The sequence below is a fragment of the Cupriavidus nantongensis genome, assembly GCF_041726985.1.
Lineage (GTDB): Bacteria > Pseudomonadota > Gammaproteobacteria > Burkholderiales > Burkholderiaceae > Cupriavidus > Cupriavidus nantongensis_A.
On sequence record NZ_CP168302.1, the window covers coordinates 1,458,394 to 1,473,735 of the forward strand.

Annotated in this window: 13 protein-coding genes; 7 read left to right on the forward strand and 6 right to left on the reverse strand. The window is 70.0% G+C overall.

Annotated elements, in window-relative coordinates:
• Nucleotide 1: 1 nt before the first annotated feature.
• Together ACEI37_RS06320 and eutC are read left to right on the forward strand one after the other, a co-directional pair.
• On the forward strand, nucleotides 2-1,384 hold the full coding sequence (locus ACEI37_RS06320) for an ethanolamine ammonia-lyase subunit EutB (RefSeq protein ID WP_373375925.1): 1,383 nt from the start codon (nucleotides 2-4) through the stop codon (nucleotides 1,382-1,384).
• A 9-nt stretch (nucleotides 1,385-1,393) separates the two neighbouring features.
• A complete protein-coding gene (gene eutC / locus ACEI37_RS06325) occupies nucleotides 1,394-2,221 on the forward strand; it encodes an ethanolamine ammonia-lyase subunit EutC (protein WP_373375926.1) in 828 nt (275 codons plus the stop codon).
• 62 nt (nucleotides 2,222-2,283) lie between these two features.
• Here the strand turns inward: eutC and ACEI37_RS06330 are convergent, their stop codons facing one another.
• Together ACEI37_RS06330 and ACEI37_RS06335 are read right to left on the reverse strand one after the other, a co-directional pair.
• Complete coding sequence (locus ACEI37_RS06330) at nucleotides 2,284-2,757, reverse strand: aminoacyl-tRNA deacylase (RefSeq protein ID WP_111520884.1); 474 nt, start codon at nucleotides 2,755-2,757, stop codon at nucleotides 2,284-2,286.
• Nucleotides 2,758-2,840: 83 nt separating this feature from the next.
• Entirely contained in the window at nucleotides 2,841-3,764 is a 924-nt protein-coding gene (locus tag ACEI37_RS06335) for a LysR family transcriptional regulator (RefSeq protein WP_373375927.1), read from the reverse strand.
• Nucleotides 3,765-3,991: 227 nt separating this feature from the next.
• Here ACEI37_RS06335 and ACEI37_RS06340 point away from each other — a divergent pair, with 227 nt between their 5' ends.
• On the forward strand, nucleotides 3,992-4,333 hold the full coding sequence (locus tag ACEI37_RS06340) for a hypothetical protein (protein ID WP_373375928.1): 342 nt from the start codon (nucleotides 3,992-3,994) through the stop codon (nucleotides 4,331-4,333).
• Between the two features lie 18 nt (nucleotides 4,334-4,351).
• Here ACEI37_RS06340 and ACEI37_RS06345 read toward each other — a convergent pair whose 3' ends face one another.
• Entirely contained in the window at nucleotides 4,352-5,101 is a 750-nt protein-coding gene (locus ACEI37_RS06345) for an SDR family oxidoreductase (RefSeq protein WP_373375929.1), read from the reverse strand.
• Nucleotides 5,102-5,360: 259 nt separating this feature from the next.
• Here ACEI37_RS06345 and ACEI37_RS06350 point away from each other — a divergent pair, with 259 nt between their 5' ends.
• A complete protein-coding gene (locus tag ACEI37_RS06350; RefSeq protein WP_373375930.1) occupies nucleotides 5,361-6,131 on the forward strand; it encodes a ferredoxin--NADP reductase in 771 nt (256 codons plus the stop codon).
• Nucleotides 6,132-6,199: 68 nt separating this feature from the next.
• Here the strand turns inward: ACEI37_RS06350 and fumC are convergent, their stop codons facing one another.
• The gene (gene fumC / locus ACEI37_RS06355; protein WP_373375931.1) at nucleotides 6,200-7,603 is read right to left on the reverse strand and encodes a class II fumarate hydratase; all 1,404 of its coding nucleotides are present in this window, start codon (nucleotides 7,601-7,603) and stop codon (nucleotides 6,200-6,202) included.
• Nucleotides 7,604-7,742: 139 nt separating this feature from the next.
• Here fumC and ACEI37_RS06360 point away from each other — a divergent pair, with 139 nt between their 5' ends.
• Nucleotides 7,743-8,654 carry a LysR family transcriptional regulator gene (locus tag ACEI37_RS06360; RefSeq protein ID WP_373375932.1) on the forward strand — a complete coding sequence of 304 codons (912 nt, stop codon included), beginning with the start codon at nucleotides 7,743-7,745 and terminating at the stop codon, nucleotides 8,652-8,654.
• A gap of 11 nt (nucleotides 8,655-8,665) precedes the next feature.
• Here ACEI37_RS06360 and ACEI37_RS06365 read toward each other — a convergent pair whose 3' ends face one another.
• Nucleotides 8,666-9,016: a four-helix bundle copper-binding protein gene (locus tag ACEI37_RS06365; protein ID WP_373375933.1), complete on the reverse strand. Its 351-nt coding sequence runs from the start codon at nucleotides 9,014-9,016 to the stop codon at nucleotides 8,666-8,668.
• Nucleotides 9,017-9,340: 324 nt separating this feature from the next.
• On the opposite strand from ACEI37_RS06365, the gene ACEI37_RS06370 reads away from it, so the two are divergent.
• A complete protein-coding gene (locus tag ACEI37_RS06370; protein WP_373375934.1) occupies nucleotides 9,341-9,715 on the forward strand; it encodes a hypothetical protein in 375 nt (124 codons plus the stop codon).
• On the opposite strand, the gene ACEI37_RS06375 is transcribed toward ACEI37_RS06370, so the two are convergent.
• Complete coding sequence (locus ACEI37_RS06375) at nucleotides 9,709-11,724, reverse strand: diguanylate cyclase domain-containing protein (RefSeq protein WP_373375935.1); 2,016 nt, start codon at nucleotides 11,722-11,724, stop codon at nucleotides 9,709-9,711. The genes ACEI37_RS06370 and ACEI37_RS06375 overlap by 7 nt on opposite strands.
• Nucleotides 11,725-11,995: 271 nt before the next feature.
• Here ACEI37_RS06375 and ACEI37_RS06380 point away from each other — a divergent pair, with 271 nt between their 5' ends.
• A complete protein-coding gene (locus tag ACEI37_RS06380; RefSeq protein ID WP_373375936.1) occupies nucleotides 11,996-15,211 on the forward strand; it encodes an EAL domain-containing protein in 3,216 nt (1,071 codons plus the stop codon).
• Nucleotides 15,212-15,342: the final 131 nt, after the last annotated feature.

The following is a 15,342-nucleotide window of genomic DNA, read 5'->3' on the forward strand; positions in this document are numbered from 1 at the left end:
CATGGCCTACACCCATACCATCGGCAGCCACCGCCACGTCTTTGCCGACCTGCGCACGCTGCTGGCCCGGGCCAGCCCGGCACGCTCCGGCGACGCGCTGGCGGGCCTCGCCGCGCAAAGCGAACAGGAGCGGATGGCGGCACGGCTGGCGCTGGCCGAGGTGCCGCTGACGCGCTTCCTCAACGAGGCGCTGGTGCCTTATGAAGACGACGAGATCACGCGCCTGATCCACGACCGCCACGACGCCGCCGCCTTTGCCGCGATCGATGCCACCACCGTGGGCGACCTGCGCAACTGGCTGCTGCGGCATGAGACCGACAGCGCCATGCTGGCGCGGGTCGCCCCGGGCATCACGCCGGAAATGGCGGCGGCGGTTAGCAAGCTGATGCGCAACCAGGACCTGGTGGCGGTGGCGCGCAAGTGCCAGGTGGTCACGCGCTTTCGCAGCACCGTGGGGCTGCCGGGCCGGCTGGCGGTGCGGCTGCAGCCCAACCACCCGACCGATGACCCCAAGGGCATCGCCGCCTCGATCATCGACGGGCTGCTCTACGGCTGCGGCGATGCCACCATCGGCGTCAATCCGGCCTCGGACAACCTCGGCGCGATCGTCTCGCTGCTGCGCATGATCGACGAGCTGCGCAGCCGCTTCGACATCCCCACGCAGTCCTGCGTGCTGACCCATGTCACCAACACGCTGCGTGCGATCGGCCAGGGCGCGCCGGTGGACCTGGTGTTCCAGTCGGTGGCCGGCAGCGAGCGCGCCAATGCGGCCTTCGGCATCAGCCTGTCGCTGCTGGCCGAGGCGCACGACGCGGCGCAGGCGCTGGCGCGCGGCACCGTGGGCGACAACCTGATGTATTTCGAGACCGGGCAGGGCAGTGCGCTGTCGGCCGACGCGCACCACGGCGTCGACCAGCAGACCATGGAGGCGCGCGCCTATGCGGTGGCGCGCGCGTTCTCGCCGCTGCTGGTCAATACCGTGGTCGGCTTTATCGGGCCGGAGTACCTGTACGACGGCAAGCAGATCATCCGCGCCGGGCTGGAAGACCACTTCTGCGGCAAGCTGATGGGCGTGCCGATGGGCTGCGACGTCTGCTACACCAACCATGCCGAGGCCGACCAGGACGACATGGACACACTGCTGACGCTGTTCGGCGTGGCCGGCATCAACTTCATCATGGGCGTGCCCGGCGCCGACGACATCATGCTGAACTACCAGAGCACCTCGTTCCACGATGCGCTGTACCTGCGCGAAGTGCTGGGGCTGCGCCCGGCGCCGGAATTCGAGGCGTGGCTGCAGCGCATGGGCATTGCCGATGGCGCCGGCCGGCTGCTGGAGCCCGCCGCGCGCCAGCCGCTGCTGCAGATGGCCCACAGCTTGTAAGGAGCCGCGATGACCGCCAAACGACAGGCTCCCGCGATGCCCGACCCCGACCACGCCGCCGTGGCAGAAGCCGACCCGTGGCAACGGCTGCGCCGCTTCACGCGCGCGCGCATCGCGCTGGGCCGCACCGGCCACAGCCAGCCCACCGACGCCGTGCTGGCGTTCGGCCTGGCCCACGCGCAGGCACGCGATGCGGTACACCTGGCGCTGGACGTGGGCGCGGTGACTGCGGCGCTGGATGCGGCTGGGCTGGCGCACGCGGCCGTGCACAGCGCGGCGCCGGACCGCGAGCATTACCTGCGCCGCCCCGACCTGGGCCGTCGTCTCGACGAAGCCAGCCGCGCGCGGCTGGACGCGGCACGGCCGCAGCAGGCGCCGGATGTGGTGTTCGTGATTGCGGATGGCCTGTCCGCGCTGGCCACGCAGCGCCATGCGCTGCCCCTGCTTCAGGCGGCGCGCCAGCGCCTGCCGCCGGACTGGCAGATCGGTCCCGTGGTGGTGGCCGAGCAGTCACGCGTGGCGCTGGGCGACGAGATCGGCGAGCGCCTGGGCGCGCGCCAGGTGGTGATGCTGATCGGCGAGCGGCCCGGGCTGAGTTCGCCCGACAGCCTCGGCATCTACCTGACCCATGCGCCGCGCGTCGGCCGCACCGATGCCGAGCGCAACTGCATCTCCAATGTGCGCCCCGAAGGGCTGTCCTACGCGCAGGCCGCCGGGCGGCTGGTGTTTCTGCTTTGCGGCGCGGCGGCGCTCGGGCGCTCCGGCGTGGACCTGAAGGACGACAGTGCGCCGGCGTTGCCCGCGGGCGGCGCCGGACCAACGCCGCAGATCGGCTGAAAACAGCAAAACGGCCACCACGCGGGCCGCAACCCGCGTGGTGGCCGTTGCCGTCGCACCGCTTACATCATGCGGCGCGAGAACTGCCCATGCCCCGCATCCGACATCAGTTGCTTGAACTGGTCGCCGCTCATGTGCACCAGGTCCTGGTGGTCGCCGCCCTCGAAATACACTTCGGGCTGCTGCATCAGGCTGTCGTCCACATAGGTCTGCATGCCGTATGCCATCGCCACCGGCGGAATCGCGCCGAGGTCGCAATCCTTGAATATCTCGCGGATCTCGTCCTCGTGCGCCAGCACCAGGTCGCGCCCGGTCTGTTCGCAGATGGCGGCCATCTGCAGGTGATGGCTCGAAGGGATCACAGCGGCAACGTAGCCGCGTTCATCCTCCAGCAACAGCGTCTTGGCCAGCCGGTCCCCGGGCACGTGCGCAGCCTCTGCCGTGGCCATGCTGCTCAGGGTGTAGGGGTGGCGGATGATGTCGTAGCGGGTGTTCTTGCTGCTCAGGCAGTTAGCGAGCGTACTAGCCAGGGCCATGGTTGCTCCTAGGTTCCGGATGCGCCGACGGTTATCCTTGTGCTCCTAATATAGTGCGCCGGCGCCATGGCGATGGCCTGTTGCTAGCGGTGCAGCCGCGGCCACACCGCCTGCAGTTCGGTCTTCAGGAAATTCAGCAGGTAGCGCGTGGCCAGGGTCTGGTAGCGGTTGGGCATGGTCAGCATGTAGAGCTTGCTGCCGAACACGCTGATGCGGTAGTCGGACAGCAGCGGCACCAGCGCGCCGCTGTCCAGTTCGGCGCCGATCGCATAGATCGGGAAGATGCCGACGCCCAGGCCGGCCAGCACCGCCTCTTTCAGGAAGGCGAAATTCTCCGAACTGAGCGTGGGCTCGAGCACCACTTGTTCGCGCATCTCGCCATCGTTGCCGCCTGCGCGCGAGCCCGATGCCTTGAGCTTTTGCCCCACCGGCGACGCGCATACGATGGCATGCGACTGCAGCCCGGCCAGTGCCTGCGGCGCCGGGTGGCCGGCAAGGTACGCGGGCGCGGCGCAGACGATCCAGTCGACCGCGCCGATCTCGGTGGCGACCACCGAATCCGGCGGCGTCGAGATGATGCGCAGCGCCACCTCCACGTCCTCGGACACCAGGTTGTGCACGCGGTTGTCGAACACGACATCCAGCGTGATGTCCGGATAGCGCTGCTTGAACCGCACCAGCAGCGGCGACAGCAGCGAATGGCCGAGCCCGGTGGGCACCGACAGCCGCACATGGCCCTGCAGGCTCTTGCCCATGTTGCTGATCAGCGCATTGGCCGCCGCGACCTCGCCCAGGATATTGCGGCCGTGCTCGTACAGCCCGGCGCCGACCGGCGTTGGCTCGACATGGCGCGTGGTCCGGCGCAGCAGCTGCACGCCCAGCTCTTCTTCCAGCGCCTTGAGCCGGTAGCTGACATTGGCGCGCGTCATCTTGAGCTTGCGCGCGGCCGCGCTCAGGTTACCGGCGTCGACGATGTCGACGAACAGGCGCAGGGCGTTCAGGTCCATGGGGTGATCAGGGAAAGACAGGGGGCGGTGACAGCCCCCTATATTGCCATGCCGGCGGCATGGCGCCGGGGATGACGAAGGTCGCCGAGTGGACACGGAATCCGGACCCGCACCGTCCGGCACCCCGCCGCAATGGCGTATTGCGCGCACTGCGGCTTGCACTGAGCGCGGGTCTGGGCAATGATTCGAGCCGGACCCCCAACTGGCCTTCTGCGCCCCCGTTTGCCATGCACCGCTCGTTGCGCCGATGGCTGTGCCTGCCTTTGCTCTTTGCCGGCGCCAGCGCCTCCGCCCAGGATCTGGTCGAATGCAAGCGGATCGAGCATGACCAGCTGATCATCGCCTCCCAGGAAACCCTGCTGTTCCTGCGCTGCCGCGCGCGCCAGGTCGCGTACGAGGCGCCGCGCCTGAAGGGCGTGTCGCAACGCGTCAAGGACGACCTGGTGTTCGCGTGCCTGGACCAGGCCGACGCCGTCGAGCATCAGCTGCGCGTGCGCCACGGCTATTCGCGCGACGCGCTGGCGCGCCAGCGCTGCGAACTGTCCGGTGCGCCCACGCCCGGCGGGTGAGGCCGGGACGTCGACGCTTCAGGCATAGCCGCCATTGGCGCGCAGTACCTGCGCATTGACCCACGCGCCGTCGGGCCCCGCCAGGAAGGCCACTGCCCCGGCGATGTCGTCGGGCGTGCCGAGCCGCTCCAGCGGCGCCAGTTTCGCCAGCTGCGCCACCTGCTCCTCTGACTTGCCGTCGAAGAACAGGTCGGTCGCGACCGGGCCCGGCGCCACCGCGTTGACCGTGATGCCGCGGCCGCGCAGCTCGTTGGCCAGCACCCGCACCAGCCCTTCGACGCCGGCCTTGGCCGCGATGTATGGCCCGTAGCCGGGGAAGGCGCGCGCAATCACGCTGGTCGACAGCGCTATGATGCGTCCGCCCTGGCCCAGCCGCGCCGCGGCCTCGCCTAGCACCAGGAAGGCGCCGCGCAGGTTGGTGGCGATGGTCTGGTCAAAGGCCTCGATGCTGGCCGGCGCCACCGGCGCCAGTGTCATGATGCCGGCACTGTTGACCACCACGTCGAGCCGGCCGAAGGCCTGTTGCGCGGCATCGAACAGCCGGGCCACGTCGGGCGCCTGCGCCACGTCGCCCTGGACGGCGATGGCGTTGGCGCCGGCTTCGCGTGCCGCAGCCGCGGTTTCTTCGGCGCGGGCGGCGTTGCCGGCATAGCCGATGGCTACGTCAAAGCCGTCGGCGGCCAGCCGCAAGGCGATGGCGCGGCCAATGCCGCGGGAGGCGCCTGTGACGAGCGCAGCACGGCGGGAGGTAGCGGGAAGGGTGGTCATGGCAGTTTTCCTGGTTGGGTGGGAATGGCTGCATGATGGATGTTGGCGATCTCTGGATAAATGGCCGGACGGCAAAAGGATTAGCCAAAACCGATCAACAATCCAAAACGTGATGGCTTTGCCGCACCCCGCGCCGGATTGGCGCTAATCCCTTGCTGGCGTTGCAGGCTCCGCCTGCGCCGACCCGAGGCATGCGTTAAGATCGCTTCCTTCCCAGCCGTTTTCTGGCGCGCCGTTGCGCTGCATTCCGCGTCTTGCCATGAGCAATCTGAACCAGCAATCCATCCTTTCCGTCCATCACTGGACCGACACCCTTTTCAGCTTCACCTGCACGCGCGACCCCGGTTTCCGCTTTGAAAACGGCCAGTTCGCCATGGTCGGCCTGGAAGTGAATGGCCGCCCGCTGCTGCGCGCCTACAGCATCGCCAGCGCCAACTACGAAGAGACGCTGGAATTCTTCAGCATCAAGGTGCCCGACGGCCCGCTGACTTCGCGCCTGCAGCACCTGCGCGAAGGCGACCAGATCTACGTCGGCAAGAAGCCGACCGGCACGCTGCTGGTGGATAACCTGCTGCCCGGCAAGACCTTGTGGCTGCTGGCCACCGGCACCGGCCTGGCGCCGTTCCTGTCGATCATCCGCGACCCGGAGGTCTACGAGCGCTACGACAAAGTCGTGCTGACCCACACTTGCCGCTTCGTCGAAGAGCTGGCCTACCGCGAACTGATCCAGGAACACCTGCCGCAGCACGAGCACCTGGGCGAGCTGGTGCGCGAGAAGCTGGTGTACTTCCCGACCGTGACCCGCGAAGAGTTCGACAACCGCGGCCGCATCACCGACCTGATCGCCTCGGGCGAGCTGTTCGATCGCCTCGGCGTGGCGCCGTTCTCGACCGAGAACGACCGCATCATGCTGTGCGGCAGCCCCGATATGCTGAAGGACGTGCGCGCCATTCTGGAAGCGCGCGGCTTTGCCGAAGGCAATATGAGCCACCCCGGCCATTTCGTGCTGGAAAAGGCTTTCGTCGGCTGAGGCCGGCGCGCCCCGGCGCGCCCCGGCGCACTCACGCGCCGGGCGCTTCTGTTTTATCACCGCGCGCGCTACACCTCGCGCGTCATCCCCTTCAAATCGATCCACTCGGCAAACTGCGCCTCGGTGACATGCCCCGAGGCGATCGCCGCCTCGCGCAGCGACAAGTTGCGCTTGACCGCCAGCTTGGCAATTTCCGCCGCGCGGTCGTAGCCGATATGCGGATTGAGCGCGGTCACGGGCATCAGCGAGCGCTCCAGCAGTTCGGCGATGCGCGCGCGGTCGGCCTCGACCCCCTCGACCATATGCTCGGCAAAGCTCGAAGCCGCGCCCGCCAGCAGGCTCACCGATTGCAACAGGCTGTAGATGATCACCGGCTTGTAAGCGTTCAGCTCCAGCGTGCCCAGCCCGTTCGCGAGCGTCACCGTGGTGTGGTTGCCGATCACGCGGCAGCACACCATCGCCAGCGCTTCAGCCTGGGTCGGGTTGACCTTGCCCGGCATGATCGAAGAGCCTGGCTCGTTGGCCGGCAGCACCAGCTCGGCAAAGCCGGCGCGCGGGCCCGACCCCAGCAGCATGAAGTCGCGCGCGATCTTCAGGAATGACGAAGCGGTGGTGTTGAGCGCGCCCGACAGGTCGGCCAGCGCGTCATGCGCGGCCTGCAGCGCATAGCGGTTGGGCGCGGGCTCGAACGGCAGGCCGGTGTAGTCGGCCAGCGCGCGCGCAAAGGCGGCGGCAAAGCCGTGCGGCGCGTTCAGGCCGGTGCCGACCGCGGTGCCGCCCTGCGCCACCGGCATCGCGCGCAGCATGGCCTGCTGCAGGCGCGATTGCGCATCGGCCACCTGCGCCATGTAGCCGGAGAACTCCTGCCCCAGCGTCAGCGGCACCGCGTCCTGCAGGTGGGTGCGACCCACCTTGACGATATCGGCAAAGGCTTCGACCTTGCGCGCGAAGGTCTGCTGCAACTGCTCCAGCGCCGGCAGCAGCTCCTGCTGGATCGCGCGCGTGGCGGCGATGTGCATCGCGGTGGGAAAGCTGTCGTTGGACGACTGGCTGGCGTTGACGTGGTCGTTCGGGTGCACCGGGGTCTTGCTCCCGACCTCGCCGCCCAGCAACTGGATGGCGCGGTTGGCGATGACCTCGTTCAGGTTCATGTTGGTCTGCGTGCCCGAGCCGGTCTGCCACACCGACAGCGGGAACTCGTCGGGCCAGCGGCCTTCGATGACCTCGGCGGCGGCCTGCTCGATGGCTTGCGCCAGTTCGGGCCGCAGCACGCCCAGTTCGCCGTTGGCGCGCGCCGCGCACAGCTTCAGGATGGCGAAGGCCTCGATCAGCGCGGGCGGCATCTTCTCGGTGCCGATGCGGAAGTTCTGGCGCGAGCGTTCGGTCTGCGCCCCCCACAGGTGTTCGGCGGGCACGGGCACGTCGCCCAGGCTGTCTTTTTCGATGCGGGTGGCGGTGGACGGATCTGGCATGGACTGGCTCCTTGGCAAGGCGGCGGACGGCTGGGCCGGAGGGCGTGGTGCGGTCCATTAGAATACCGCTTCGCCATGGCGGGTGCCCGAGCCCCGCCGTCTTGCCGCGTTGCCGGCTCTCGCGACCTCTTCCCGCCGCATGCTCATCGCCCAGCTCAAATCCTTCTTCATGGTGGCCCGCATCGGCAGCGTTACCCAGGCAGCCAAGCGCCTTGGCCTGTCGCAGCCCACCATCACCGCGCAGATCCGCGCGCTGGAAGAAGCCTACGGGGTCGAACTGTTCCATCGCGGCGGGCGCCGGCTGGCACTGTCCGACGCCGGACTGGCACTGTTGCCGCGGGTCGAGGCGCTGGTGCAGCAGGAAACCGAGATCGACTTCTTCCTGCGCCATTCGGGCGACCTGCGCACCGGCAGCCTGCGCGTGGGCGCCACCGCGCCTTACTACGTGCTGGAACTGATCCGCCGCTTCGGCGAGCGCTTCCCGGCGATCGACGTCAGCGTGGTCACCGGCAACTCGCAGGAGGTGCTGGAGGCGCTGCAGGAATACCGCGTCGACCTCGCCACCTCGTCGCAGCGCGTTGACGATGCGCGCCTGTCGCGCATGCTGCTGGGGGTGGATCCGCTGATGCTGGTGGTGCACCGCACCCATGCGCTGGCCGGCCATACCGAAGTGCCCGTAAGCGCGCTGGGAGGTTGCCGGCTGCTGATGCGCGAATTGGGCTCGACCACTCGCATCGCCACCGAGGAGATGCTGGCGCAGGCGCGCGTCAGCCCCGCGGCGCAGATGGAAATCGGCAGCCGGGAATCGATCCGCGAAGCAGTGATCCGCAACCTGGGCGTATCGGTGATCGCCCGGCACGAGGTGCCGAGCCATCCTGACCTGCGCGTGCTGGGCTTTACCGATGCCGCGCCGTGCCTGCACGAATACCTGTATTGCCTGCGCGAGCGGCGCGGCGCGCGGCTGATCGATGCCTTCGTCGCGCTGGCGGATTCGCCGCGGGAGTCGCCGGGGGATTCGCCGCCGGAGCACGCGAGCGGCGCGGCCGACTGAGTCCGCTGGCGCTACGCTGTCATCTTCAGGCACTGCTCCATGCAGACGGCGCAGGCGCGCGCGCATTCCTGGCAGTGCTCGGCATCATGGCGCTCGCATTCCTCCTTGCACCACTTGCAGACCTCGGCGCAGTCCTCGCACACCAGCGGCGCGAACTCGCTGTTGCGCAGCATGTAGGACGCGGCCAGCTGGGCGATGCCGGCGCAATCCATGTCCAGCGCAATGCAGCGCGCCATCTTGCGCACGTCCTGTTCGTCCAGGCACGCGGCCGCGCACTTGAGGGCGGCCGCCGCCGCGGCATTGCAGGCGGCAATGCAGTCGGCGTAGCGGGCGGCGTTTTCCTGCACGGTGGGTCGGATCATGGAACGTCCTCCTTCGGGGGTAGGTGGATGGAACCGGCATGCCCGCGGTGCGGCAAGCGGCGCATCCGCGCCCGCACGGGGCATCGTTATCCACAATAGCAGGCGCTACCGCTTCCTGTCGGCCCGGTATTTGCAGCGCCGCGCTGGTTACAATGCCGGGTAGGGGCGGCAGGCAGGCGCCGGCCTGCAGGCATCGCGGCCGTCACCTGCGCCACGGTCCGGGGCACCACCGGCCCGCATTGCGCATCTAACAGGCACGGCACCGGCCCGAGCGGCCGGCCGCTGCAAACACACACACCGGCAGCACGGGGAAGGAAGGACATCATGGGCGAGGCAAAACGGCGGGGAACCCCCGAGGAGCGTGCGGCACAGGCACGCGCGAAGATCGAGGCCTTGCGCCCAGCCCAGCTGGTGTGCGGGCACTGCAAGACCGCGTTTTCGCAGTTCGACGCGCTCGACGTGCCGGGCCTGCCCGGCATCGACGCGGTGTTCGGCGGCGAATGCCCCAACTGCGGCAACGACGTGGTGGTGTTCAAGGGTGCGCCCGAAGCCGTCGCCCAGGCCATGATCGCCTGGGAAAAGATGCTGGGCGCCGACGCACAGCTCGGCTACCAGTCGAGCGACGGCCGCCACGTGCCGTTCGAGCCCGAGGGCGCGGCCGGCGCGGTGCCGGACAAGCCGGCGGGCACGCTTCACTGAGCCGCGGAAGGCCCCGCCTGCTGCGGGCTGGGTTCATCCGCCAGCTCGGGCGGCCCGATCTCGTAGCGGCCACGACCCGCGCCCTTGGCGCGGTATAGAAGCACGTCGGCGAGCCGCATCAGCTCCTGGTCCTGCGCCGGACCGCCGCGGTACAGCGCCACGCCGATGCTGACATCGACGTCGGCGCGCACGCCCTCGAAGCTGAAGGGAACGTCCATCGCCTGCAGGACCGCTTGCGCGACCCGGCGCGCGGCGGCGGGGTGCGCCAGGTCTTCGAGCACCACGGCGAACTCGTCGCCGCCCAGCCGGGCCACGGTATCGCTGTCGCGCACGCAGCGGCGCACGCGCTGGGCGAAGTCCTGCAGCAGCAGGTCGCCGGCGGCGTGGCCGTGGATATCGTTGACCGCCTTGAAGCGGTCCATGTCCAGATACAGCAGCGCCATCAGCGTGCCGTGCTCGCGGCTGCGCGCCATGGCCGCGTGCAGCTGGCTCTCGAAGGCGCTGCGGTTGAGCAGTTGCGTCAGGTGGTCGGTGCGCGACATGCGCGCCAAGCGCTGGGTCTCGAGCTTGCGCTGGGTGATGTCCTGCACGTGAACATGCACGCCCACCACTTCGCTGCCGTCGGCGCTCCATTCCGGGCGCAGGCTGGTTTCCATGCAGTGGTAGTCGGGGCCCTCGTCCTCGGTCTCGAAGGTCACCGCGCTGCCGGCCAGCGCGCGCTCCAGGAACGGCTGCACGCGCGCGAAGCGGGCCTCGCCCAGCACCTCGCGCATCGGCCTGCCGCGCAGCTCTTCCGGCTTCAGGCCGAACACGCGCTCGTAGGCCAGGTTGTTGAACACATAGCGCGCTTCGGTATCGACAAAGGCCAGCAGCGACGGCAGCGTGTCAGTCACCGCGCGCAGCCGCCGCTCGCTGCGGTCCAGCGCCTGGCGACGCTCGCGCACGTCGCGCATCAGCTTGATGAAGGCACGCGTCAGGTCGCCGATCTCGTCGCGCTGCTGGCGTGTGGGCAGCCGCTCGAATGCGGACAGGTCGTTGGCGCTGGCCACCACCACCCGGTGCAGCCGCGACAGCGGCGTCAGCTGGCGCCGCACCGCCAGCCAGATCAGCAGCGCCACCCCGGCCATCGCCACGCCCGCCATGCCGAGGAAGCGCTGCTGCATCTGCCGCAGCGGCGCGTAGGCCTCGCGCGCCGGCAGCAATGCCACCAGTTCCCAGCCGGTGGTCGACATCAGGTAGCGCGCGATCACCGGGCGCGCCGGCGTCAGGAATTCCAGCGGCGCGGGGCTGTCGTCCTCGCCGCAGGTGTCGGCCACCGGCCGTGCCGGCTGGCGGGCCTGCGCGGGATCGGGATGGCGCACGTAGACCGGCTCGCGCCCGGCCGAGACCAGGCAGTAGTAGCCGGTGGTGCCCAGCCGGTTGTGCAGGATGTCGACCAGGAAGTTGGCGCTGGACAGGTCCAGCCATCCGCCCACCAGGCCCACGAAGCTGCGCTGCGGCGACAGCACCGGCACCGCCACCAGCACGCCCATCTGGCCGCTGCTGCGCGAGCGGATCGGCGGCGATACTACCGGCGCCAGCGTGCGCGCTGCCTCGCGGAAGTAGACGCGGTCTCTCACTTCGGCGCCGCCGCCCTGGTCGCTGAGGACATTGCCGTGCTGGTCTGCCACCAGCAACGCGTTGAACGCCGCCGGCACCGGGATCGCGGCGGACAGCGCCTGCAGCGCGCGCTGCCGCGCCGCGGCCGCCTGCGCGCCGTGCGCCTGCGCCAGCAGGCCGCCGAGCTGGTCGGCCTGGTGCGACAGCAGCTGGATACGGTCGTTCATGGCCGTATCGAGCTGGTTGGCGGTCAGCTTGACCACGGAATCCTGCTGGCCCTCGAGCGCATCGTGCAGATCGCGGTGCGCGTCATACAGGGCGATCAGGATGATGCCGGTGCCGAACACCGCGGCCAGCACCGTGGTGATGATCGCAATGCGCGCTTTCAGCGTGGGCGTGTAAACGGGCATGTCGGGTGCAGTGGGGGCGCAAGGGCAGCGGGGAGGAGCGCAGGCTTGTCGCAAACTGCAGGTCGAGTCTCGGGTGCAACCCTACCATAGCCCCGCCCTGGTGGGGCATCGGGCATTTCCCCGCACCCTTCGCATCCGTCTCCATGCCGCAGCGGGGCTGTGCGCGCTGCCGGCCCCACGGTATAGTCCCCCGCTAAGGCGAAGGCCGGCCGCGTGGCGGCATGCCTGCGCAGGGGAAGGTGCCCCTGCCGCATGCCGGAACCTACCGACCATGAGACTGACTTCGCTTTCTCCCGCCCTGTTGTCATTGCTGGTCGCGGCCGGCGGCGCGCTGCTGACGGCGGGAGCATGGCTGCAGGCCGACCGGCTCGAGCGCCGCGCTGCCCAGCAGCACTTCGACGCGCTGCTGGCGCAAGCCGGCAGCGCATTGCGCGAGCGCATGCTGGAGAACGAACGGCTGCTGCGCGGCGTGGCCGCGGTGATGACGGCCAATCCCGCCACCTCGCGCGCGCAATGGCGCAACTACCTCTATACCGCGCAGCGCGACGACCTGCCGGCCGGCACCCAGGCCATCGGCTACGCGCCGCTCGCCACGCCGCGGCAGGTGCCGCAACTGGTGCAGGCCGCCCGCGCCGACGGCCTTGCCGATTACAGCGTCCATCCCGCCGGCTCGCGCGAGCTGTACGCGCCCATCCTCTACATCGATCCACTGGACGGGCGCAGCATGCGCGTCGCCGGTTTCGACATGCTGTCCGAGCCCACCCGCGAGGCCGCGCTCGAAGCCGCGCGCGACAGCGGCGAGCCGCGCCTGAGCGCCGGCCTGGATCCGATCGGCGAAGTCGAAGCCGCCGGGGCCGTGGTGCCCCAGCGCGGCGCGCTGGTGTTCCTGCCGGTCTATGGCGGCGGCGCTCCGCTCAGCACGGTGGCGCAGCGGCGCGAGGCCGTGCTGGGCTACGTCTACCTGTCGCTGCGGCTGGGCGACCTGATGCGCGCGATCGGGGCCTCGGCGTCGAACGAACTCGAGCTGTCGCTGCACGAGGGCGGCCCCGCCGCCGCCGGCGCGCTGCTGTCGGGCGGCCCCACCGAAGGCGAACTGCGCGAGGACGGCAGCGCCCCGCAGCTGCGGGGCGAGCGCCAGTTCCACTACGGTGGCCGCAGCTGGACGCTGCGCGCCGCGACCCGTCCCGCCTTCGAAGCCGCGCATGGGCCGCGGCCCGCCTTGCTGGTCCCGGCCGCGGGTGCGCTGGCGACGCTGCTGCTGGCCTTGCTGACTTTTGCGCTGGCGCGCCAGGGCCGCGCCGCGCGCTTGCGCGGGGCACGGGCCGTACACGCCTGGGAAGATGACAGCGCCCTGCTGCAGGCCTGCCTGGCGCAGTCCGCCGACGGCTTCGTCGTGACCGATGCGCACGGCGTGGTGGTGCGCGCCAGCGAGCGCGCCGGGCAATTGCTGGGCGCCGATGCCACGCGCGTGGCCGGACGCAGCCTGGACGCGCTGATTCCCGGCGCCGCCGGCGTGGTGCCCGCCGACGCCGCCGCCGGTTCCGCGATCCACCGCGAACTGGCCGGCGTGCGTGCCGATGGCGACAGCTTTGCGCTGCGCGTCAGCGTCGCGCGGCTGTCCGCCGGCGACGGCGCCGCGCCGCACTGGCTGTGGGCGGTCACCGACCTGGCGCCCGAGCGGCGCGCGCAGGACGCCGCCGCGGTGCAGGCGGCGCGCTATGCCGGATTGCTCGACCACGCCGCCTTCTGCGTCATCACCTTCGACGAGCATGGCCTGATCACCGGCATCAACGCGGCCGGCGAGCGCATGCTGTGGTACAGCAGCGCCGAACTGGTCGGCCACATGCCCATGACCGGACTGCATGTCGCCACGGAACTGGCCGACCACGCGCGCGCGCTGAGCGCCGAGCTGGGCGCGCCGGTGCCGCCGGGACTGCCCGCGCTGCTGGCCAGGCCGCGGCTGGGGCTGACCGATGAACGCGAATGGACCTGGGTGCGCAAGGGCGGCTCGCGCATGCCGGTACGGCTGGCGGTGTCGGCGTTGCCCGCGCCCGCATCGCCAGTGAAAGCGAGCGCCGTGCCGTCGCCCGGCTACCAGGCGCTCGGCTACGACCTGACCGAGCGCCTGCGCGTGGATGAGTACATCCGCCACCTGGCACTGCACGATCCGCTGACCGGCCTGCCCAACCGCGCCGAGCTGAGCGAGCGCGCCCAGGCCCTGCTGCTGCACGCGCGCACCCGCGGCGAGCGCGTCGCGCTGCTGCTGCTCGACCTGGACCACTTCAAGCGCATCAACGATTCGCTCGGCCACCCGGTGGGCGACGACGTGCTGCGCACCATGGCCGACCGCATCAAGGGCACGGTGCGCCAGGGTGACCTGGTGGCGCGCATGGGCGGCGACGAGTTCGGCGTGGTGCTGAGCGGCCTGCGCCACGACAGCGAAGCCGAACTGATCGCCGCCAAGATCCAGGCGCGCGTCAATGAGGAACTGGTCGCCGGCGGCCAGCGGCTGCGCGTGACGCCGTCGATCGGCATGGCGGTGTTCCCCGACGACGGCGACACGCTGACCGAACTGCTCAAGTCCGCCGACTCCGCCGTCTACGCCGCCAAGCAGGGCGGGCGCGCGCGCCTGTGCCGCTTTGCCAGCGCCATGGCCGAGGCCTCGCTGACGCGCTTCACCATCGAAGGCCTGCTGCGGCGGGCGCTGGCCGGCAACGAATTCCGGCTGCGCTACCAGCCGATCGTCGATACCGCCACGCTGACCATCCCCGCGGTCGAGGCGCTGATCAGCTGGGAGACCGCGGAGCGCGGCGTGATGCAGCCGGCCGAGTTCATCCCCATTGCCGAGCAGAGCGGCCTGGTGGTGCCGCTCGGCGAATGGGCCCTGGCCACCGCCTGCCGCGAGATCCAGGCCTTGCGCATGGAGCTGGGACGCGAGCTCGAGGTGGCGGTCAATATCTCGCCGCTGCAGCTGCGCCAGGCCGACTTCCCGGATACCGTGGCGCGCTGCCTGCGGCAGGCCGGCCTGCCGCCGCAGGGGCTGGTGATCGAAGTCACAGAGGGCATCCTGGTCGATGGCGGCGAGACCACCATCGAGACCTTCCGCCGCCTGCGCGAGCTGGGCGTGGGGCTGTCGATCGACGACTTCGGCACCGGCTATTCCGGGCTCAACTACCTGACCCGGTTGCCGATCAGCCGGCTCAAGATCGACAAGTCCTTCGTCGACGGCGTGGCCACGCCGGGCCACGACCAGGCCGTGGCGGCGGCCATCATCGCGCTGGGTCACCAGCTGCATCTCAAGGTGATCGCCGAAGGCGTGGAAACCGCAGCGCAGTTTGCCTTCCTGCGCGCGCAGGGATGCGATGGGCTGCAGGGCTTCCTGTTCAGCCAGGGCGTGCCGCGGCAGGCGCTGCGCGATGTGCTGAGCAAGCCGCTGCCGGTGCCCGACACTGACATGTCCATGGCCTCCACACCGCTGCAGGCCTGACTCGCGCACCGCGCGCCGCATCCCAAATCCCCCGATACCTCCATCGGAAACCTTTGCCGATCTGCCATATGGCTGGCATCTGCGCTGCCTATGCTGGCGGCCAGTTCGATCGAGATGCAGGGAGATTCGGT

Coding starts and splice junctions, on each gene's coding strand:
- ACEI37_RS06380 (WP_373375936.1), top strand. CDS start 11,996: ATGAGACTGACTTCGCTTTCTCCCGCCCTGTTGTCATTGCTGGTCGCG.
- ACEI37_RS06345 (WP_373375929.1), bottom strand. CDS start 5,101: ATGACCACCCTTCCCGCTACCTCCCGCCGTGCTGCGCTCGTCACAGGC.
- eutC (WP_373375926.1), top strand. CDS start 1,394: ATGACCGCCAAACGACAGGCTCCCGCGATGCCCGACCCCGACCACGCC.
- ACEI37_RS06330 (WP_111520884.1), bottom strand. CDS start 2,757: ATGGCCCTGGCTAGTACGCTCGCTAACTGCCTGAGCAGCAAGAACACC.
- ACEI37_RS06370 (WP_373375934.1), top strand. CDS start 9,341: ATGGGCGAGGCAAAACGGCGGGGAACCCCCGAGGAGCGTGCGGCACAG.
- ACEI37_RS06375 (WP_373375935.1), bottom strand. CDS start 11,724: ATGCCCGTTTACACGCCCACGCTGAAAGCGCGCATTGCGATCATCACC.
- ACEI37_RS06340 (WP_373375928.1), top strand. CDS start 3,992: ATGCACCGCTCGTTGCGCCGATGGCTGTGCCTGCCTTTGCTCTTTGCC.
- ACEI37_RS06350 (WP_373375930.1), top strand. CDS start 5,361: ATGAGCAATCTGAACCAGCAATCCATCCTTTCCGTCCATCACTGGACC.
- ACEI37_RS06365 (WP_373375933.1), bottom strand. CDS start 9,016: ATGATCCGACCCACCGTGCAGGAAAACGCCGCCCGCTACGCCGACTGC.
- ACEI37_RS06320 (WP_373375925.1), top strand. CDS start 2: ATGGCCTACACCCATACCATCGGCAGCCACCGCCACGTCTTTGCCGAC.
- fumC (WP_373375931.1), bottom strand. CDS start 7,603: ATGCCAGATCCGTCCACCGCCACCCGCATCGAAAAAGACAGCCTGGGC.
- ACEI37_RS06335 (WP_373375927.1), bottom strand. CDS start 3,764: ATGGACCTGAACGCCCTGCGCCTGTTCGTCGACATCGTCGACGCCGGT.
- ACEI37_RS06360 (WP_373375932.1), top strand. CDS start 7,743: ATGCTCATCGCCCAGCTCAAATCCTTCTTCATGGTGGCCCGCATCGGC.